Genomic DNA, 18,808 nt, shown 5'->3' with positions numbered 1-18,808 from the left:
TCGGTATGCTCTCGCTTCCAATGACCATTCATATATTGATAATCTTATGAATCTTAATCGCATCTTGGTTATTCAGCTGTTTTTTGAATTGCCTCCTCTTACAACGACTATGACTGGTAACCTTCAATTCTGAATTTAATACACAGATTATAAGTAAGAGTGTTATCTGATACGTTCTTAAAGTAATCTGCCCCGTTAACCTGTTAGCTAAAGAAGAAAATTTACTTTACTTCTATGGCAAATGCATAATTAGCATCTCCAGCAGATGTGTTCTCTTTCTTTTCATCCATCCACCAGGCTCCATATGAATAATAATAAATCCCTTTTTGGGCAGGCGCTGTGAAATGATTGTTACTTATTTTAACTTCCGATTCTTCAGAACTGCTTATTTGCAGAACATGAATTTTATTTGGTTTTGGTTCATATTCCATAATAAAAGCTACACTTTCACCAGGACTTACTTCAATTGGTTCACTTCCTTTCAAAAGCTCGATTGGTTCAGCTTTATCCACACATTCGGCTTGACCTTTCGTCGACCAGCAATAGGTTCCAAGTATAGTTTCGAATCTTTCGTTATCCACTTCTATAAAGGCTTTAGGTGGCTTTGGCTCTTCTTGAGTCACACCATTATTTGTACACCCAGTGATGATTAAACCAAAGAGAGCTATAATATGGTACCTTTTCTTCATGAGGTTTCCTCCTAAAAAAGAATGCACTAATATCTGAGCAGGCATCTGTTTATCTATTTAGACGATGTTCGTTATGTATTGTTGCAACATGAATATATAAAAACGCAAACTAAAAGTGCAATTATCCTTTTGAGGACCAATGCCCAGTTATCAATAATATGATTGCTTTTTTGAACAAACCTGCCTCTTTCTTACTTGCAGAAACATGATTAAGGCTGGTTGGGACATAGAACACGTATAACAAACGAAGCGGTGAGACTGCATGGAAGATTAGGGTTTACTGGCAAATTACTAATTTAAGAGGAGATCTAAGAATGAATCCATTAATTTGTCTGGATATTTCAAAAGGGGAAAGTCAGGTTCAAGCACTTTAGAAGAAGGTAAACCTTATAGTAAAGTTTCAAAAACTTTTCATACGGTTGTAGGTCTTGGCTTACTTATAAAATTTCTGGAGGAAGTAATGAGGAAAGGGGTCAGAAACCATCATTCCCCTGTTGTTCAATACCTGGAAGGACAAATTTCATATAACGAAATTCCAGGAGCTTGCTTTGAAACAAAATTAATCTAAGTAACACGAATCCTTCAACGAAAGAACATGGAAGGTTATTAGGCATTCACATTTATAGAATAGCGTGGGTTATTTTAGTCTTCATTGAAAAATATTGACAAAGGTTTAGCTGGTTTGACTCAATAAAGTGACAGCTCAGCTCCGTTCGTTAGCTAATGCCACCCGGTAAGCGAAAGGAGGAAACTTTCTAATTATTCGCTTTCTCTCATTGAAAATGTCCTTACAATTTGCTAATCCACTTATAATATTTCAGTAAAATTAAGAAAAGTATGGGGTCAATTACAGCTGAGTGCCATATCGACCACCAACCGTAATGAAAATAACCCCATGGTTGGGGAAGTAAAGTGATTGTCTCATAAACCAATATACTTATAACCCATAGGAGTATGTATGAGCACTGTTTAATAATTTTTTCCTTAAAAGGGTACCAATTGAGGAACATCATATTGACTGGAGGAATAAGTATCGTATGCGGAAGTATTCCAATCCAATCAATTTCCTTATCAAAATACCAGTAACCATGGTATTTAAATTCAATTATGCTGTCAAAAGATTGTTGAAACGCTATGGTAAATGCCCAAATATGGACAATTTGATTAGGGGTTAACCTCTTATTTGTTCTGAAAGCTATCAAGTTAAATGTGACAATCGCAACTATTAGTCCAATCATAATAACAATCCCTTTTTCTTTAGGATGCCCCTTGTTGCAGTACTTTTATTCGACATTTGTCCGGCTCGTTGATTATGGACCTATGCTCTAATCTTTCATCTAATAAAGCGGAATCACTCTTTGAAAAGTTTCCATTTTTGAATTACTCTCTAGGTTCTTTTGTTAAATATCTACATCTTCGTTTTCTATACTGTCGGTTTACCCTCTTACTCTCCCTTTGAGTGACCCCTCTCTGTATACACACTACTTTCACAAATTAAATGAAATGGCTGTAAAACCCTTTTTTCGCAGCTCAACGCAAAAAATCATACCCAATTGGAATGTTAATCTGCATAACTAAGTCGGTGTTTCAGTTACCTTTATCGAATAAGCGAATAAATATATGCACCAAGAGTACACTACATATAAAACTAATGTGGGGTTTTACAAACATGAAACAGATTATTCTCTGGTCACTCTTGATATTGCCTTGGGCGTCCTTGTTCTTTTTGAAAATGGATATTGTACGCAGGTACATGCCTGTCGCTCTATTTATGACCGTTATTCATACCTTGGCATATCAGGCGGCTTATCATTACGGATGGTGGAAAGAGACAGGTTCCAGTCTGTTCGGATGGGATAAAGTCGTACCGGTTCCTTGGGTGTATGGAGCATATTTAGTTATAGTTATTTGGGTATTCCACTTTACTTTCAGGAAATTTTGGATGTATTTGACTGTCAATATACTTTTGGACGGATCTTTTATGTATATTGTTTACCCGGTATGGCAACGGATGGGGCTTGTTTCGAGTGAATCGACTTTGTCTACAATAGCTATTGTTGCTATGATGGTCGGTTTTGCGTTCATCCTCTATCTGTATCAATTGTGGCAGGAAGAAGTGTTGGAACAGCCCAAAGTAAATAAATGACTAAGAACTGACTTGACGCCCATTCTTAGGGGAAAGGAAAACAAAGCACCTGAAAACAGAGAGATTTCCGAGTCGAATACTTGTACACGCTGATTTCACAATCATTAAGCTTGTTCCACAGACTCTACGAAGCCTTTAACAGATCTTTGTTTGGTTTGGCCTGCTTTATTTGGTCTTTTTTTGCAGTGCAATAGCATATGAATTCTACTGTAAATCAAATGATACTCCTTGCTTATACCTCTAAATATGATAAGGTTCCACACGATTATTCATAAACTGATTTGTTTAATTAATGTCCGATTCTTTCCCTAACCCCTTTGTGAAAAGCCGCATAAAAGGGAACTCTCATCATTGGCTGAACCTAAAAATGGATGCATTAGATGGTTAATAGTATCCTCCTTATATTTCCCATATTGTTTACTTAACTAATGTTCGAATGTCCTAAGTATAACCACCTGCATCAGAGATAACCTATATTATGGAGGTGCTGAACATAGGTAGAAAATTTGAAAAAAACCTTATAAAATTGCTTTATTTCTTTGGTATTAGTTCCTTTATTTACTTAATTAAAAAACCTCTTGCAAAGGATTGGCTCCTTGTTTTCTTTATAAAAAGTTATTATGCATCATTGGTAGATCAACTAGTTGTAAATAAAGGCTACGTTAAATATCCCACCCGATTTCCAAAACAAGTTAAAACAAGTTTGGTTTTTGATTACATTCTTTTCCCAATATCTTGTGTTTTTTATAATCAACTGACTAAGGATTCTCGCATCCTTGATTGCCTTTTAAAAGTTCTGTATTTCAGTGTACCGATGACTATTACTGAGCAATGGTTAGAAAAAAATACACAGCTTGTAAAATATAAAAAGGGATGGAATTGGAAAACCACTTTCTATTCGCTTTCTTTTTCCTTCTTATTGGTCAGATTTTCAATGTCTGTTATAAGAAGTCTCTTCAATAATAAATACGATTTTTCTTAAGATGGAGGTTCTTAATCAACAAGAGAGTAAGAAGGATAAGGCATTTCTTCTTCCTTTCGTATTTTAAGTTCAACCGGATATTTCTGGTTGGACATTTTTTTAGATACAAGAAAAAAGACCGCCGATACAATCATCCGCAGCCACCAAAATAAATGAATTTCCCCCACTGTATGAATATTCCAACCAACCATTAATTTTTAAAAACATTAAAGAATGTTTCCCTCCTATTTTGGAACAATACAATTGATTGTACGAAAGAATAAGGAGGTTAATTAGAAATGGATAATCAAAAATTAGCTGATCATGAGTCATTGGATCTACATGAAGTTATAAATTTTAAAACCCTTTGCTTAGCGAAATCAAAACTAATGCAAGGACTGGTATTTGATAATGATTTAAGAGCATTAATGCAAAAAGATGTTGAACAATCCATTCAAGCGCTTGGAGAATTACAGGCAGTTTATCAACGCGCACCTTTTGAAGCTCCTGTTCCTCAAAACCGGCCAACACCAATAGTAAATTGAAAAGGAGGCAAATTCATTGAATAATGACTATTTAGACCCTATAAACTCGCTACACGTACCAGAGCTGGCAGATACCACATTTGCGATGGATTTACTTCTTCGTGCCAAAGAAGGTGTCCGCAATATTGCTGTAGCATTAACGGAGTCCGCATCACCTGATGTCAGAAACCTCTTACGAAAACAGTTAATGCAAGGGATTGCCATGCACCAAGAAATTACAGAACTAATGATTAATAAAAAATGGTTCCATCCTTACGAACTAAGTGAACAGTATAAACTAGATCAACTCTCTGCCAACAATACATTGATGATTGGCAAAATGAATTTATTTCCCGTTGAGACCAATAGAAAAGGTATGTTTGACCGGACACCTGATGATCACTAACACTGGAGGCTGTAACCAATGAAGGCAGTAACATATCAAGGTATTAAAAATGTTGTAGTCAAAGACGTCCCAGATCCAAAGATTGAAAAACCAGATGACATGATTATTAAAGTAACGAGTACAGCTATATGTGGGTCTGATTTACATTTAATCCATGGAATGATTCCAAATATGCAGGAAGACTATATTATCGGTCATGAACCGATGGGAATTGTTGAAGAGGTTGGACCAAATGTTACGAAAGTAAAAAAAGGAGATCGTGTTATTATTCCATTTAACATTGCCTGCGGTGAATGCATTTATTGTAAAAACCATTTGGAAAGCCAATGTGATAATTCTAATGATAATGGTGATATGGGTGCATATTTCGGATACTCGGGAACGACTGGCGGTTATCCAGGCGGGCAAGCTGAATATTTACGTGTTCCCTTTGCCAATTTCACTCACTTTAAGGTTCCAGAAACCTGTGAAGAACCAGATGAAAAATTATCCGTTATCGCTGACGCTATGACCACTGGTTTTTGGAGTGTTGACAATGCAGGCGTAAAGGCCGGAGATACAGTTATTGTATTTGGCTGCGGTCCAGTTGGTCTTTTTGCTCAAAAATTCTGCTGGTTAAAAGGTGCAAAGCGTGTGATTGCAGTAGATTATGTCGATTATCGTTTGCAGCACGCCAAACGTACCAACAAAGTAGAAATTGTTAACTTTGAGGACCATGAGAATGTAGGAAATTATCTTAAGGAAATTACCAAAGGCGGGGCTGATGTTGTTATTGACGCTGTTGGTATGGACGGTAAAATGACTGATATGGAGTTCCTTGCGAGCGGAATGAAGCTTCAAGGGGGAGCATTAAGTGCGTTTATAATGGCTTCACAAGCAGTGCGTAAAGGCGGGACAATTCAAGTTACTGGCGTTTACGGCGGCAGATATAATGGTTTCCCTCTTGGAGATATTATGCAGCGAAATATCAATATCCGCTCCGGTCAAGCTCCTGTCATCCACTATATGCCATACATGTTCGAATTGGTAACAAGTGGTAAGATTGACCCGAGCGATGTAGTAAGTCATGTCCTTCCTCTTAGTGAAGCAAAACATGGCTATGAGATTTTTGACACAAAAATGGACGAATGTATTAAAGTCGTGTTGAAACCTTAAGGAAGGAGGTATAAAAAAATGAACTACGCCTTGCATGAAGTTCTTGAGGTCCATGAGATGGCTGCATTTAAGACTAATTGTCTGACTAAATCCAAAACGATGAAAGCGTTAGTTACAGATCAGCGATTAAAAGATATTATGCAGCAAGACATTGATTTATCTACGGTACAATTACAAGAATATGCTTCTATCCTTACAAACGCTAAGCAGTAAATTAGGAGGTGAATGAACATGAATCCAATCATTGAAAATTTAACTGGCATGAACGCACTCTCGGATCAAGTGGTTGCAATGGATTTATTGATTGCAGCTAAGAGTGGAGTTAGAAATTTTGCCATGGCTGTTACAGAATCAGGAACGCCCGAAATTAAAGAAATGCTCACTCGCCATTTAACGGAAGCTATTGATATACATGAACAAGTTTCCTTATATATGGAAGAAAAAGGATGGTATCATGCTTGGGATACAAACGAACAAATCAATTTAGATTTAAATAATATCGATACAGCATTGAACTTACCCTCTCTATAAAAATAAAATAGGAACAGTTTAAAATTACAACCTAAACTGTTCCTAACAAACCAAAAATGATTTAATATATAATCTTCCTCCTTTTGTGACCATAATTTTTTCACAATTACAAATTCTATTTTATTTATTATAAATGGCAGGAGCAGGAAATTCACCAATTTTCATACGAATTAAACTATAAGGTTTTTGTCGCAGGTCTTTTCCATAATGAAATCTTGCCTGCCGATGTAATTGGTTCACAATGACATATAAGTATTGATCCGGACCAATCGAAAAAGTATCCGGCCATAAAATTCTCGGGTCATGTGCGATGGTTTCCATTGTGCCATTTGGCAATATCTTTCGAATACTGTTGTTTTCATAGTCTCCTGCATAAATGGTTCCTTTTGCATCAGTGATCATTCCATCAGAAGCACCTTTTTCTCCCCAGTACTCCACATGATAAGGTAAATCCATGTCCGGTATATTTCTGTCTCTCAGGGCTTCTGTTGGGATCGAGAACAGATGACGGCTTGTAAGTGGACAAAAAAATAATACCTTTCCATCGGGAGAAATCGCAATACCGTCAGACGCCAATCTAAATGGAGATGTGGAACCATCTTTGTTTCGGTTCATTAAAATTTCACCTTCTACTTTCGGTAAAAAATAAGGATCGGGTGAAGTTGAATTTGCTCCATTTAACCGTCTAAACGCGTTTCCATTTTCTAAATCTACAACGATAATAGCTCCGGGTCCTTTGGAAGATGAATCAGTTATATAGGCATAACCTGCTTTTCCAACACGAAAGTCAAATCGGACATCATTCAGATAAGTTGTTGGCAGGACTACATCCTCTGTAAAGGTATATACGCTTCTAATTGTATTGGTTTTTAAATCAACAGCGACTAATTTTGCCCCACCTTTAATTGGTGCAGAAAAATTGGGTGCCGCTGTATCCAATACCCAAAGCGTTCCCCTTCCATCCGCAACTACACTTTGGACACTGATGAAAGTCATTCTGATATTCCCGGGGTTAACCAAATTGGTTTGTAAGTTAGGATAAGGCTGCAATTCACCCTCAACAATTTCGGCAACCGTAAATTTAACATCGTCTCCCCATTTCGGAAAACAAATGAAAATACGACCAGTTTCCGAAACACTAACACCTGTAGGCATAGCCCCATAAAATGTATGAACTAGTTCTAACTTACCGAAATATTTTTCAATAGGCAGCATAGGTTTCATGTTATCCTCCTCAGCCATTTAAAACGGGATATCACCTATATATGATTTATATTTTTTCAAGTGCATGTCTTTTAACAAATTTTTCTAAACTAAAGATGATGGAATTGATTGTTTAAAATTTAAAAAGTCTTGTCGGAACTTCATATGCTTTCAGAGCAAATGACAAGTTTAAGAAATTCAGGTATCAAACAGCAACATCATCTGAGTTCCCAGCTTCGCATTAAAGTATATAATTTTTTTACAAATACCACTCCCGATATTCAAGGCTGGGATAATCTTTATAAAATATGTAAGATAATGCTGATTCAAAAAACGCAATAATAGCCTTAAAATTGTACCATCGCAAATTAGAAAGCCAATTTTTTATAGTCAGTTTCACGATTTATCATTACCTCCTTTTAAACATTAATAGGTTGGTCGCATAATATACCATTCCTATTCAAAATTTTTCTCATTAACCCAAAGAAGCAGACCAATTCAGTTGCGAAATGGACTGCTTCTTTGTGTGCTAATTTAATTTTTATACGCAAAAACCAGACCTATTACTTATTTTCTGAATTATGTTGTTTTTTTGTTTATTAAAAGGCGATTTTTATTTACGGGTTTATAATAAAATCCCAAAATACACTTTATTGGATACTTTGAACGATTTGAGATAATCCTTCGCTAAGTGGAGCAGCAGGACGTCCAAGTAGTTTTTCAAAATCGCTGCTCTCGATTTCAAGTGTACCCTCTCGAATATCTTTCTGGATACCAACTAGAAAAGGAATGAGGAATTCTGGAACGCCAGCACCCTTTATTGCCTCAGCATAGGAAGCATCATCAACCTGGTGTACTGGTACTTCCTTACCCAATACAGCGCCAAGTGCAGAGGCAAACTCTTCCTGTGTAAATAACTTGCCAGAGAGCTCATAGATAGTGTTTTCCTGCCCGTTACCAGCTAATACTGCTGCTGCAGCCTCTGCGTAATCCTGCTGCAGTGCCCAGCCAACTTTACCAGTTCCTGCAGAAGTCACCCATGGTGCTCCTGCCAGTACACCTTGAATGCTTGAACTTTCATTCTCCAAGTACCAATTGTTACGCAAGAAAGAATAAGGAATTCCTGTTTTCAAAATAGCTTCTTCCGTTGCCTTATGTGTTGGAGCAAGCATGTTTTTACTTTCCCTGGCGTCTGCAATGCTGGTATATACAATAAATTTAACACCGGCACGCTCTGCTGCAGAAACCGCATTTGTGTGCTGACGAATTCTTGTTTCATTGTCTCCATCCGCAGAAATAATCAATAAGCGATCGATTCCTTTAAAAGCCGTATCTAAAGTTTCTGGACGGTCAAAATCTCCCTGGCGAACTTCTACCCCTCGAGTTTTTATTCCTTCTGCCTTCTCCGGATTCCGAACACTAACTGCAAGTTGATTTGCTGGAACAGTTTTCAACAATGCATCAACAATTTTGGTGCCCAATTTCCCTGTAGCTCCAGTTACTAACAATCTCATCTTCCATTCCTCCCAATAAAATTGTTTATCGTTACATCCATCAGTTACATACAATTAAATTAACTGTAACCAACTCAGTTACATGTAATCATAATAATTACATTTTAAGATTTTGTCAATAACTATAAATGGTCATTTTTTAAGGTATAATATTAAGAGTGTAACCACATTTATTACAAGAAAAGATTTATCCTTATGAAGATGCAAGAAAGGTGATGAATAAATGTCCATTAGCAGCCGATTCGCTGTAGGCGTTCATATATTATCTCTTATAGAGTTTAATAAAGACGGTGTAAGTTCATCTGAATATTTAGCAGAAAGTGTAAACACAAATCCAGCACTTATCAGGAAAATTATTGGAATGCTAAAGAAAGCAGGGTTAGTAGAGGTACATCCTGGTATTCCGGGAACTAAGCTTGCAAGGAATTTATCTGACATTACTCTGCTAGATGTATATAAGGCAGTTAATGTCGTACAGGATAATGAGTTGTTTAATGTTCATGAAAGTCCAAATCCTAAATGTCCTGTAGGAAGAAACATTCAAAATACGATCATTCCTATATTGTCTGCTGCACAATTAGCGATGGAAAAGGTCTTAGGAAATGTAACCATCGAGTATGTAGTTAAGGATATGCTTGAAAAAGAAAAAATAAATTAACAACTAGTCATAGTTTAATAAAGGTATGTCATTACCATTGGCATTTACAATCTAATAGATATGTTTTGTCAGCCTTTTACAAGGCAAACAAAGAAAAAGGGGCAATGCTATATCACATTGCCCCTTTCTATATTGTGGTGCTATTTGCCTCGATTTATATAGTCAAGTTTTAATTAATTGACTCTTTCTTAGGGTTTAACCCTGCAGTCTCCATATAGTTTTTACCCCATTTATACATAGCATCAAGAATCGGCATCAAGCTTCTCCCCTGTTCAGTAAGGGTATATTCCACTTTTGGAGGAACAACCGGGTACACTTTCCGATCTACTATCAAGTCTTCTTCCAGTTCACGCAATTGGTTCACAAGCATCCTTTGCGTGATTCCTGGCATGAGAGCCTTCAATTCACCAAATCGCTTGGTTCCTTCTTTCCCTAGATGCCATAAAATCAGCATTTTCCACTTTCCACCGATAACTGATAGCGTCAATTCCTTTTCACAGTTAAAGATCTTATCCTGCATTCGTGACATTTCACTCACCTCTATCGTTATTATACCCCATAGTATACTTTTTAGCACTATGTAAAATAAAAGTGCGTACTTCCACTAAAATGTTATAGGTTGTATACTTGCAATTGTTCAGCGATTGGGAACATCATCGATCCCGGCTGCTGGTACAGATAATACTCCAAAAGGATAATATTCCTGAAGAGGATCTATTTAATTTTGGAGACAGTATAACTGTACGAAAAATCCGAATAAAATTAATAGGAGTGAACATATATGGAATTACAATTAGCTTTAGATTTAGTCAATATTCCAGAAGCAATTGAGCTTGTTAAAGAAGTGGGGGAACATATCGATATCGTAGAAATCGGTACCCCAGTCGTAATCAACGAGGGTCTCCATGCAGTAAAGGCAGTAAAAGAAGCATTCCCTAATTTAAAGGTTTTAGCAGACCTGAAAATCATGGACGCTGCTGGTTATGAAGTAATGAAAGCCTCTGAAGCAGGTGCTGATATTATTACGATCCTAGGCACAGCCGAAGATATGTCTATTCAAGGTGCTGTAGAAGAAGCGAAAAAACAAGGCAAAAAAATCCTTGTTGACATGATTGCTGTAAAAGATCTAGCTGGCCGTGCTAAAGAAGTCGATGCAATGGGTGTAGACTATATTTGTGTCCACACCGGCTACGACCTTCAAGCAGTAGGAAAAAACTCTTTTGAAGATCTGCAAACGATTAAAAGTGTTGTAAAAAATGCAAAAACTGCAATCGCAGGCGGCATTAAATTAGAAACACTTCCAGAAGTCATTAAAGTAAATCCAGACCTTGTCATTGTTGGCGGCGGTATTACAGGTCAAGCTGATACAAAAGCTGCAGCAGCAACAATGCAAGAAATGATCAAAAAAGGGTAAGATCAAGCATGCATACTTCACAATATTTAGCTAAGATCTTAAAAGAGTTAATCAGAACAACTGACCACATTCCGGATGAAGAAGCTGAGAAATTGGTTAATGGGATTCTTGAAGCAAAAAAAGTGTTTGTAGCTGGCGCAGGCAGATCTGGATTTATGGCCAAGTCATTTGCGATGCGAATGATGCATATGGGCATAGATGCTTATGTACCAGGCGAAACGGTGACCCCTAACTTTGAAAAAGATGACATCTTGATCATCGCTTCAGGTTCAGGAGAAACGAAAAGCCTTGTATCCATGTCAGAGAAAGCAAAAAGTATAGGTGGAACGATTGCCGCCGTAACGATTTTCCCCGAATCCACAATCGGAAAAATAGCGGATATAAAGATTAAGTTACCTGGTTCACCTAAGGATCAATCGGAAGGTGATTATAAAACCATTCAGCCTATGGGCTCATTATTCGAGCAAACTCTCTTACTATTCTGCGATGCTGTTATTCTGAGGTTCATGGAGAAAAAGGGCTTGGATACAAATAAGATGTATGGCAAACACGCCAATTTAGAATAAAACGTTGTTTGTCTATGAAAGACCGCAAACTATCTATGCAAGATTGCGGTCTTTCTATTTTAATTTGTATAAAAACCAGTTCATAGGAGTAAAAAAAATGAATTCATTAAATGGCAAAACTGCTTTAGTTACTGGTGCAGGCAGAGGTATTGGACGAGCTACTGCTATCGCCATAGCAAAAGAAGGAGTTAATGGTGTTTTAATCGAGTCAATTAGTTGGAGTCCTTTTGTAAGGGTCCTTCTTTTCAATAAAGTTCGAAAGCCAAATGGTAGCAGCAAAAACAACCAAATAAGTGATATAGGATAAATACAATTTCCAGCCTGTATATGTAAAAACTTGAAACTTTACTGCAATCCATTCTAGAGCAATCGCTACCCCAGCCCAAAAAATAATATAAAATAGATACTTTAGGCCTTTTGGTTTTTTATATTGATAGAAGTTTACGACAAAGTAAGAAAGAGTAGGGTAAGTTACAAAGTGCAATAATACATCAAATAATTCATGCTTTTTATGATCAATTGTAAAGTATAATTCATATGGTTTTACACTAAGGGTAATATCAGCTGACAAAGCAAGAAAAACATTAAATGTCCAAATAATTGTGATGGTAGCAGGAGGCAATCGTCTAGGTAATATAAACATGAGGGACCAAGTAAGTATTGTGGAAAAGAGAATAAACATTTCATTTGAATCAAATTTCTCAGGAAGAGGTAACATCATGACGTATTCACCTCTTTGTCTCTATAAATAAGTTTTTCTAAATAAAATGAGTAAATAGCCAATAATAAAATAATCAGAGTGTATCTCAAATATGAATAAAATACATTCCAATTTACCCATTCCAAATATCCGATATGAACGAAAAATATTTCAATTGAAATGAGTGCTGTTAAGAAGATGAAGAGATGAATAAGTTTACTGAAAATAGTTCTTTTAGAGAACAAAATATAAATAACCCATAAAAGTAACGCTGGTTTGAGTGACAACTCAGGAATTTTTTGTGTCCAAAAAATTAACTGACTTGGATCTTGCTTTGTAAGTTCTAAATTTAAATTAATGATTAGACCTGTATTTGTAATAAGAATATTGGAGAAAAAATAACAGCCCAAGATGTTAATGACGTTCATTTTCTTCTTCAAGATGTATAAGGAAGTAAAGGATAATATTGCTAAAACAAGAAAAAGTCACAATGTTTTCATAATTGCCACCATTTTTATTTTCATCTACATTATTTTGTACATATAATGTCAAAAAAATACTGCATCTAAAGAAAACAAACAGTAAACGGAAAGCTGAATTCTTATTTGTTATTCGTTATACTAGCTAATAGGATGTCAACTTATGAGGAATAGAAAATCTTATGCATGATGATATTTATGCCTCCCACGAACTTTCTCGCTTAACTCGGCGAAAAAACCTTTGTAACATCCTAAGATCACTAAATCTCCCTCTCGTTTAAAGTCACCTCAGTATAAAAATTAATCCGTTATTTCTATGTACAAGTGAAATACTGCTTACCTTCATCGCCTTTCACAATAAATCAGTTTCCCATAACCCAAGCTGGCCTTTTGCTGGGATACGTTCATTCAAGATCTTCATGTCTTGAACCTCCCAAGCATATCCTCCCACAGTAAAGTCTCCTAAAAAATAATCATTTCCTGATACGATTTGTCCATTTTCCAGGACTGCTGTTGTCTGATTTTTTTCAGTTATCTTCAGACAATTTTCAAGCCGGCCTACAGCAATGATCATTCCGGTCGGAAGGGTCTCTTCTGTATATCCATGCTTACCGAGCAGCGAACGGATGGCCACATGCCTGCAAACAGCCTTATCTATTTTTTTACTTGTATGAATGGCCAGCGGCCCGCGATAATTTGTTTTCCATGACCTTGTTTCAAATTCATTCTCTCGAAGGACAAAAAGACTTGCCCAAGGCTGAATCATAGATAATACCTTCATTCTCCCGGCCACCAATCTATAAGTTTCCTTTGTATTATCGTGTCCGTAGAGAAGAATATTATTAGAAAAAAGGTTTAATTTCCCACGGTAAGCAGTAATCTTCCGGAAAAATAAAAATTGAGGGGATTACTACTAAAAAGCACATTGAAACCTGTACGGCGGAAGCGACTAATTTTTCCCAAACTCATCTTTACTTTATTTGCTAATAAAGCCCAGCCAAATAATTCATTATCTTAAAAACCTGGAATGGTTAGTGATCAGGAAAATCCCGACCACTAATTTAACCTTCATTTAGAAATAAATCACTTCCAAAATTCCTCTGAATATAAAAAAGCTGACCCTGTAAGTGTTCATAAGAACCTCGGGGTCAGCCTGAATTATTGATGAATCGATTGGATGATTATATTTACTAAACCTTCCGCATCTTTTAGTTCTACAGTCGTTAATTAGATGCGGCAGAAGGTTTTTAACCGGCACTCCATGCACCATTTCACAAAAAAGATTTTTAGGAACAGTTTTATTGGCCAATGTTAAACTGTTCCTAAAAAATTTCTATAGATTAGGTAAGTTTAATGTTGTATGAATTTAGTACGGTTCACATAAAAGTTCTAAGCGAAAGGCTCCCTTCCGCTATTAACGGACTATAGTTGGACCAACTAATGCTTCTGGTTTTTCCCCCAATGCCAACTTGCTAATATTAGCATAGCTAAGCTGTTTATACGTCTTGAGTAACTGTTGTAAATCAAGGAATTTTTTATCTGTTTTTAAATTTTCGATTTCCCGATAATAGACAGACAATACATAATCATCTTTTGACTTCGAATTGAATTTACCTGGGTCTTCATCCATAATTAATGCACCCATATATTGATATCCAAACTGCAATTGACGAGTCAGTTTAATGATATTTATAAATTTTCTATAAATAGATGGTTTTGCGTCTTTTAATTTTCCGATAGCCATTTGCGCATTTTTCAATTGGTCGTAACTCGATGTTGTCAGCATAATATCTCTCCTTTTTGATTCGTATTAGTCCCATGGTTTATCCAGTGAAAGTTTGGACACAAGTTCTTTATTTTTTTGTCTTTTTAGCTTGCGAACTCTTTCACGTTCTTTTCCCGTTTCATAGAGAAATTTTTCTTCCTCTGTTTCTGGAATAACAGTTGGCACTTCTATCGGTCTTTTATCTTGATCTAGAGGTACAAAAGTTAAGAATGCAGTAGCTGCGATTCTGCGGTTTCCAGTTTCAAGATTTTCGGCAATTACTTTACAGAAAATCTCCATTGACTTTTTACCTGTGTAGCTGACAAATGATTCTATACAGACCGAATCACTTTGTCGAATCGGTTCGAGGAAATTAACTGAATCGGTCGATGCAGTAACACATTCCTTTACCCGTGAATGCCTGCGAGCGGAAAGCGTCGCACAAGCATCCATCTTCTTCATTAGAACTCCACCAAATAATGTATGATAGTTGTTCAAATCATTAATGAGTACTTGATCCGTTTGAACAACACGCGTTTCTTTAACTTTTTTAGCTTCCATGAATGACTACCACCCTATATAAATTACATTGAAGCGTTCGCCTCATTTGCATTAGCTTTTTCACAAGGACAATTATAATATGACTATTGTGGAAAGATACAATGCCAATCCCATATACAATTCATAACAAAACAGTATGTAAGCGCTCTTTAGCCTATACAATTAAAAAAACCTCCCCTCTTAAACAAGGGGAAGCCTTCTAATTTTTGACTTATTCTAGATTATGAATCATGGTTATGATTAGCTGTCGACAGCTTTACTTTGGCAAATCGGATAAATTCTTTCGCAACCTGTGATAAGTATGCATCTTTTTTCCAGATCATCGCTAGATTCCATTCGATTGTCGGATTGGTTACGGTTATAGTCCGAAAATCACTAGCTAGTTCTAAACATGTATTCTCAGGCAGCAATGTAATACCTATATTGTAAGCAACTAATTCTTGAATAAAATCTAATTGTGATGTTTCCGAAATAATTATCGGTTGAAAACCAGCTTCTCTGCAAGCAGTGGTGACAAGGTTTCTTAACTCAAAATCCCGGTTGAACATAATAAAGCTCTCTTCTTTAAGTTCTTCCAATGACACTTCCTGCTTCCCGGCAAGACGATGAGACGCGGGTACAACTAGTTTCAATTCCTCATTAACAAACATATAATAGTCGAAATCATCAATTTTATCTGGAAGAACGACAACCCCAAAATCTAGCAAGCCATTGATAACCTTCTCTTCAATCGGCTTAGATCCATGCTCCTCCAATTGAAATGTAACCTCTGGATATTTTTCATGAAACGAAGCAATCAGTTGTGAGAAGAAAATGGAATTGGTAATGGCAGGGAGCCCAATACGGACATGGCTCTTTTTTAGCATGAACATCTTACCAAGTTCCGCATCCAATAGCTGCAACTGCTTTTCAATTATTAATGCATGTCTTTTTAGAATAAATCCTGCATCTGTTAATATCAGCTTTTTTCTTGTACGAATAAATAGCTGTGTACCAAGTTCAACCTCTAATGATTTGATAATTCTACTGAGGGCAGGCTGCGTAATGAACAGATTTTCAGCTGCATTAGTGAAATTGCCAGTACGTGTAACTTCAATAAAACACTCCAAATGTTTAATTTCCAATTTTATCAAACACCTTATATACTTTTTTAAAGATAATTTATTCTACCACAGTTTTTACTTTGGCAACCTCGCTTGTGATTTATCAAGAAAGCAAATCAATATTTTTTAAAAAGCCTCATTTACTTATGGTGCGGTTCTCAACGATTAATATTAAACTAGTCAAAGCCCTTAACTTCTTATGGCCTCTTTCGTATTTTCCTTCAGGCTCAAGCCGGCCAGCTTAATGATTTGACGGGAGTGAGTGTAGTCCACTTTGGACACCCACTTCCGCAAAGAAACCAGCGACAGTATCTCTTCCAACACCTTGACAGCTAACATTTGAGCTACACCCGGATTTCATCAAGCAGGGAATCTTCTTTTACGTTCAATTCTTCGAATTCCGTCTGGATCGGATCATATTTAGACAGAAGAGTTTTTAGCTCCATTTTTGCCACCTCAGAGCCTTGGCGGATTCCGATGAGCTGACTCGCTGCTTGCTTAACTCCAAATCTTATTGGCACCTACACTTCATTTTGCGGTTTTTCTTAAATGGATAAGTAAATCTGCTATTTCATGCGGTAATGCATAAAGCTGTAAGAATTGTAATGCAGCCTTGCCCTCCCACGTCTTAATGACCTTCAAGAATTCCGGAAAATTCCGGTCAATCCAGTTGTGCATCTGTCCCTGAACCGTTTTTAGGTCCTCTGTTAAAAGATCGCCAATTTTCTTTGCCACACGGAGTTCGCATAAACACCTTGCGGTTGTAGGTTCGGCGTATCTTCCGTCCTTGACCAGTTGGGCAAGGCCCTTGGCACCTTTTACATCATTCTTAGTTGGAGAATCATCATCCAGCTTGTTGCTTTTCAAGTTAGAGGTATTCGCCCTAAATAGGAAACGAGCACTTTTTTAACTAATATTATCGTTTTGAAGTAGTCTTCCATATTTCATCGGATACTTCCTCAAAAGCTCTCACTCTGCAAAAGCAGCCATCCTATGTGCATTTTTTCTGTGCTATTTGCACAGCTTACAATCTAGCCACAAAAAGAAACCCGGTTCCTCCTCATGAAGGAATCGGGTTTCTCCAATCGAATTATTTATCTTTGTTCCATTCCCTTGTGTGGGAGATAGTGCTTTTAAAAGTAATTAAGGATTACACCGCGCTCTCAAATTTCTCTTTTCCTTCATCCGCTTTAATTTTAGTTTTAAAGGTATCAAAATCTCCTTTTTCAATGATTAACGAAACGATAACTCCACCAATAAGAGCCCAGAAAGGGGAACTTATACTAAAGAAAGAGACTCCAGACATCGCAATAACTAATGAAAAAAATGCACCAATTTGAAATTTCCTCTCAGAAAAGGATGCTTGAAGGGAACTTACCAGTACTCCGATCATCGCTAGTCCCGCAACAGTTGAAATCAACGCACCTGGTAAGGCAGTCACAAATGGGACAGCTAAACCTGCAATTAAGCCAAAGCCTCCAAATATTACTGCATTTACAATAACAGAGGCATAGCGCCCTTCCTTATTTTCTCCAGATTCTCTAGATGAACAGATCGCTGTCATCGGTCCTGCAATATTAGCATTATGTCCGCCGAATAGAGATGTAACTATCCCGCCTATTCCGCTCCAGATCGTCATTGAATTAATAGGGGCTTTATATCCCTCTGCCATCAAGACGCCTATGGCTTGAGCATTCTCCGCCCCAATCACCAATAGGGTCAAGGGTATTGAAACTGATATGATGGATTCAAAACTGAATGTCGGCAGTAATACTTGCGGCAGTGTAAATCCTGCTTCCATACTGGACGATTGAAACTCTCCCATTATCGCTGCCAAAATTCCACCAGCGACAAAGGACATTAAAATAGGAGGCACTTTTTTTATATAACGTGAAGAAAATAAATAAACCAAAATGGCTGTCCCCACTATTAGAGGAGTCCCTTCAAGAGATGTAATCATTCCAGTGCCAAATTTGATCATTGCCCCTACTATCATCGCCATAACAATCGGTACTGGGATCCATTTCATTATTTTCCCTATGAGCCCTGAAATCCCCAGAATAAATACGAGAATACCGGAAACTAAATAGGCTCCTGAAATTTCACTAAGGGAGTAATGCTGCAGGGCACCTGCGACTAAAACAGCCCCTGGAATGGACCAGGCTCCCGCAATAGGCTGACGATACTTTAATGCCAAATAAACCCCGATCAAGCTTCCGAAAAAATAAACTGCAAACAGCCAAGAAATAGTCTGCTCAATTGATAATCCGCCATCAGCAGCACCGCCAATGATAATTAAAGCTGGTCCGGTACATCCAAAAATCGCCGCAAGTGTTCCAGCACTAAAGGTGTTAATATTTAAATACCTGGGCAGCATTCTCAAACTTTCACCCATTGAGTATTTCATATATACCCTCCATTTCCCTATTCAAC

At 37.0% G+C, this 18,808-nt stretch carries 21 protein-coding genes and 2 pseudogenes; 11 read left to right on the top strand and 12 right to left on the bottom strand.

The features are described from left to right. Window positions 1-221 precede the first annotated feature (221 nt). The gene (locus AC3WTL_RS02990; RefSeq protein ID WP_492368977.1) at window positions 222-689 is read right to left on the bottom strand and encodes a hypothetical protein; all 468 of its coding nucleotides are present in this window, start codon (window positions 687-689) and stop codon (window positions 222-224) included. A gap of 1,669 nt (window positions 690-2,358) precedes the next feature. Here AC3WTL_RS02990 and AC3WTL_RS02985 point away from each other — a divergent pair. Then, window positions 2,359-2,835 (top strand): hypothetical protein, encoded by a 477-nt coding sequence (locus AC3WTL_RS02985; protein ID WP_492368976.1) that lies wholly within the window; start codon window positions 2,359-2,361, stop codon window positions 2,833-2,835. Window positions 2,836-3,313: 478 nt separating this feature from the next. Beyond that, the gene (locus AC3WTL_RS02980) at window positions 3,314-3,817 is read left to right on the top strand and encodes a CBO0543 family protein (RefSeq protein WP_282956702.1); all 504 of its coding nucleotides are present in this window, start codon (window positions 3,314-3,316) and stop codon (window positions 3,815-3,817) included. Window positions 3,818-3,828: 11 nt separating this feature from the next. Here the strand turns inward: AC3WTL_RS02980 and AC3WTL_RS02975 are convergent, their stop codons facing one another. Beyond that, on the bottom strand, window positions 3,829-3,951 hold the full coding sequence (locus tag AC3WTL_RS02975) for a hypothetical protein (RefSeq protein ID WP_282956703.1): 123 nt from the start codon (window positions 3,949-3,951) through the stop codon (window positions 3,829-3,831). A 144-nt stretch (window positions 3,952-4,095) separates the two neighbouring features. Between AC3WTL_RS02975 and AC3WTL_RS02970 the strand changes: the two genes are divergently transcribed. The 5 genes from AC3WTL_RS02970 to AC3WTL_RS02950 are packed head-to-tail and all read left to right on the top strand — an operon-like array spanning window position 4,096 to window position 6,412. Beyond that, window positions 4,096-4,341 (top strand): hypothetical protein, encoded by a 246-nt coding sequence (locus AC3WTL_RS02970; RefSeq protein ID WP_048008599.1) that lies wholly within the window; start codon window positions 4,096-4,098, stop codon window positions 4,339-4,341. Between the two features lie 16 nt (window positions 4,342-4,357). After that, a complete protein-coding gene (locus tag AC3WTL_RS02965) occupies window positions 4,358-4,726 on the top strand; it encodes a spore coat protein (protein ID WP_163140457.1) in 369 nt (122 codons plus the stop codon). Window positions 4,727-4,744: 18 nt separating this feature from the next. Next, window positions 4,745-5,881, top strand: coding sequence for a zinc-dependent alcohol dehydrogenase (locus AC3WTL_RS02960; protein WP_492368975.1), 1,137 nt, complete (start codon window positions 4,745-4,747; stop codon window positions 5,879-5,881). A gap of 18 nt (window positions 5,882-5,899) precedes the next feature. After that, entirely contained in the window at window positions 5,900-6,094 is a 195-nt protein-coding gene (locus AC3WTL_RS02955) for a hypothetical protein (protein ID WP_049662129.1), read from the top strand. A gap of 18 nt (window positions 6,095-6,112) precedes the next feature. Continuing rightward, complete coding sequence (locus AC3WTL_RS02950; RefSeq protein WP_404321763.1) at window positions 6,113-6,412, top strand: spore coat protein; 300 nt, start codon at window positions 6,113-6,115, stop codon at window positions 6,410-6,412. 120 nt (window positions 6,413-6,532) lie between these two features. Here AC3WTL_RS02950 and AC3WTL_RS02945 read toward each other — a convergent pair whose 3' ends face one another. After that, window positions 6,533-7,636, bottom strand: a complete 1,104-nt coding sequence (locus AC3WTL_RS02945; protein ID WP_197249640.1) for an L-dopachrome tautomerase-related protein — start codon at window positions 7,634-7,636, stop codon at window positions 6,533-6,535. A gap of 629 nt (window positions 7,637-8,265) precedes the next feature. Further along, a complete protein-coding gene (locus AC3WTL_RS02940; RefSeq protein WP_492368974.1) occupies window positions 8,266-9,129 on the bottom strand; it encodes an SDR family oxidoreductase in 864 nt (287 codons plus the stop codon). Between the two features lie 223 nt (window positions 9,130-9,352). On the opposite strand from AC3WTL_RS02940, the gene AC3WTL_RS02935 reads away from it, so the two are divergent. After that, complete coding sequence (locus AC3WTL_RS02935; protein ID WP_048008591.1) at window positions 9,353-9,787, top strand: Rrf2 family transcriptional regulator; 435 nt, start codon at window positions 9,353-9,355, stop codon at window positions 9,785-9,787. Window positions 9,788-9,956: 169 nt separating this feature from the next. Here AC3WTL_RS02935 and hxlR read toward each other — a convergent pair whose 3' ends face one another. Further along, window positions 9,957-10,316, bottom strand: a complete 360-nt coding sequence (hxlR, locus tag AC3WTL_RS02930; RefSeq protein WP_048008590.1) for a transcriptional activator HxlR — start codon at window positions 10,314-10,316, stop codon at window positions 9,957-9,959. A 252-nt stretch (window positions 10,317-10,568) separates the two neighbouring features. Between hxlR and hxlA the strand changes: the two genes are divergently transcribed. The 3 genes and pseudogenes from hxlA to AC3WTL_RS02915 form a co-directional block, all read left to right on the top strand. Beyond that, window positions 10,569-11,201: a 3-hexulose-6-phosphate synthase gene (hxlA, locus tag AC3WTL_RS02925; RefSeq protein WP_076258578.1), complete on the top strand. Its 633-nt coding sequence runs from the start codon at window positions 10,569-10,571 to the stop codon at window positions 11,199-11,201. Between the two features lie 8 nt (window positions 11,202-11,209). Beyond that, complete coding sequence (gene hxlB / locus AC3WTL_RS02920) at window positions 11,210-11,767, top strand: 6-phospho-3-hexuloisomerase (RefSeq protein WP_076258576.1); 558 nt, start codon at window positions 11,210-11,212, stop codon at window positions 11,765-11,767. A gap of 97 nt (window positions 11,768-11,864) precedes the next feature. Then, window positions 11,865-11,972 (top strand): annotated as a pseudogene (locus tag AC3WTL_RS02915) (short chain dehydrogenase); the annotation flags it as partial. Window positions 11,973-11,975: 3 nt separating this feature from the next. Here the strand turns inward: AC3WTL_RS02915 and AC3WTL_RS02910 are convergent. The 7 genes and pseudogenes from AC3WTL_RS02910 to AC3WTL_RS02880 all read right to left on the bottom strand — a co-directional run bounded on the left by AC3WTL_RS02910 (window position 11,976) and on the right by AC3WTL_RS02880 (window position 18,782). Then, a complete protein-coding gene (locus AC3WTL_RS02910) occupies window positions 11,976-12,488 on the bottom strand; it encodes a CBO0543 family protein (RefSeq protein WP_492368973.1) in 513 nt (170 codons plus the stop codon). Window positions 12,489-13,298: 810 nt separating this feature from the next. Beyond that, a complete protein-coding gene (locus AC3WTL_RS02905) occupies window positions 13,299-13,727 on the bottom strand; it encodes an ASCH domain-containing protein (protein WP_394578614.1) in 429 nt (142 codons plus the stop codon). Window positions 13,728-14,360: 633 nt separating this feature from the next. Then, the gene (locus AC3WTL_RS02900) at window positions 14,361-14,732 is read right to left on the bottom strand and encodes a hypothetical protein (protein ID WP_048008585.1); all 372 of its coding nucleotides are present in this window, start codon (window positions 14,730-14,732) and stop codon (window positions 14,361-14,363) included. A gap of 24 nt (window positions 14,733-14,756) precedes the next feature. Beyond that, window positions 14,757-15,272 carry an acyl-CoA thioesterase gene (locus AC3WTL_RS02895; protein ID WP_019382162.1) on the bottom strand — a complete coding sequence of 172 codons (516 nt, stop codon included), beginning with the start codon at window positions 15,270-15,272 and terminating at the stop codon, window positions 14,757-14,759. A gap of 221 nt (window positions 15,273-15,493) precedes the next feature. Continuing rightward, complete coding sequence (locus tag AC3WTL_RS02890; RefSeq protein ID WP_492368972.1) at window positions 15,494-16,396, bottom strand: LysR family transcriptional regulator; 903 nt, start codon at window positions 16,394-16,396, stop codon at window positions 15,494-15,496. 189 nt (window positions 16,397-16,585) lie between these two features. Continuing rightward, window positions 16,586-17,239: pseudogene (locus AC3WTL_RS02885) on the bottom strand (transposase); the annotation flags it as partial. 286 nt (window positions 17,240-17,525) lie between these two features. After that, window positions 17,526-18,782 carry a benzoate/H(+) symporter BenE family transporter gene (locus tag AC3WTL_RS02880; RefSeq protein ID WP_217025659.1) on the bottom strand — a complete coding sequence of 419 codons (1,257 nt, stop codon included), beginning with the start codon at window positions 18,780-18,782 and terminating at the stop codon, window positions 17,526-17,528. Between the last annotated feature and the right edge of the window lie 26 nt (window positions 18,783-18,808).

It is taken from the genome of Cytobacillus sp. EB106-05-05-XG126 (assembly GCF_058791715.1).
The sequence above is the reverse complement of the archived record's forward strand: the minus strand, read 5'-3'. Positions and strand labels throughout refer to the sequence as shown.

Bases quoted from the DNA above. Each gene is read 5' to 3' on its own strand.
- AC3WTL_RS02955 (WP_049662129.1), top strand. From the start codon at position 5,900: ATGAACTACGCCTTGCATGAAGTTCTTGAGGTCCATGAGATGGCTGCA.
- AC3WTL_RS02990 (WP_492368977.1), bottom strand. From the start codon at position 689: ATGAAGAAAAGGTACCATATTATAGCTCTCTTTGGTTTAATCATCACT.
- AC3WTL_RS02950 (WP_404321763.1), top strand. From the start codon at position 6,113: ATGAATCCAATCATTGAAAATTTAACTGGCATGAACGCACTCTCGGAT.
- AC3WTL_RS02980 (WP_282956702.1), top strand. From the start codon at position 3,314: ATGGAGGTGCTGAACATAGGTAGAAAATTTGAAAAAAACCTTATAAAA.
- AC3WTL_RS02910 (WP_492368973.1), bottom strand. From the start codon at position 12,488: ATGATGTTACCTCTTCCTGAGAAATTTGATTCAAATGAAATGTTTATT.
- AC3WTL_RS02960 (WP_492368975.1), top strand. From the start codon at position 4,745: ATGAAGGCAGTAACATATCAAGGTATTAAAAATGTTGTAGTCAAAGAC.
- hxlA (WP_076258578.1), top strand. From the start codon at position 10,569: ATGGAATTACAATTAGCTTTAGATTTAGTCAATATTCCAGAAGCAATT.
- AC3WTL_RS02945 (WP_197249640.1), bottom strand. From the start codon at position 7,636: ATGAAACCTATGCTGCCTATTGAAAAATATTTCGGTAAGTTAGAACTA.
- AC3WTL_RS02975 (WP_282956703.1), bottom strand. From the start codon at position 3,951: ATGATTGTATCGGCGGTCTTTTTTCTTGTATCTAAAAAAATGTCCAAC.
- AC3WTL_RS02985 (WP_492368976.1), top strand. From the start codon at position 2,359: ATGAAACAGATTATTCTCTGGTCACTCTTGATATTGCCTTGGGCGTCC.
- AC3WTL_RS02880 (WP_217025659.1), bottom strand. From the start codon at position 18,782: ATGAAATACTCAATGGGTGAAAGTTTGAGAATGCTGCCCAGGTATTTA.
- AC3WTL_RS02940 (WP_492368974.1), bottom strand. From the start codon at position 9,129: ATGAGATTGTTAGTAACTGGAGCTACAGGGAAATTGGGCACCAAAATT.
- hxlR (WP_048008590.1), bottom strand. From the start codon at position 10,316: ATGTCACGAATGCAGGATAAGATCTTTAACTGTGAAAAGGAATTGACG.
- AC3WTL_RS02905 (WP_394578614.1), bottom strand. From the start codon at position 13,727: ATGAAGGTATTATCTATGATTCAGCCTTGGGCAAGTCTTTTTGTCCTT.
- AC3WTL_RS02900 (WP_048008585.1), bottom strand. From the start codon at position 14,732: ATGCTGACAACATCGAGTTACGACCAATTGAAAAATGCGCAAATGGCT.
- AC3WTL_RS02895 (WP_019382162.1), bottom strand. From the start codon at position 15,272: ATGGAAGCTAAAAAAGTTAAAGAAACGCGTGTTGTTCAAACGGATCAA.
- hxlB (WP_076258576.1), top strand. From the start codon at position 11,210: ATGCATACTTCACAATATTTAGCTAAGATCTTAAAAGAGTTAATCAGA.
- AC3WTL_RS02970 (WP_048008599.1), top strand. From the start codon at position 4,096: ATGGATAATCAAAAATTAGCTGATCATGAGTCATTGGATCTACATGAA.
- AC3WTL_RS02935 (WP_048008591.1), top strand. From the start codon at position 9,353: ATGTCCATTAGCAGCCGATTCGCTGTAGGCGTTCATATATTATCTCTT.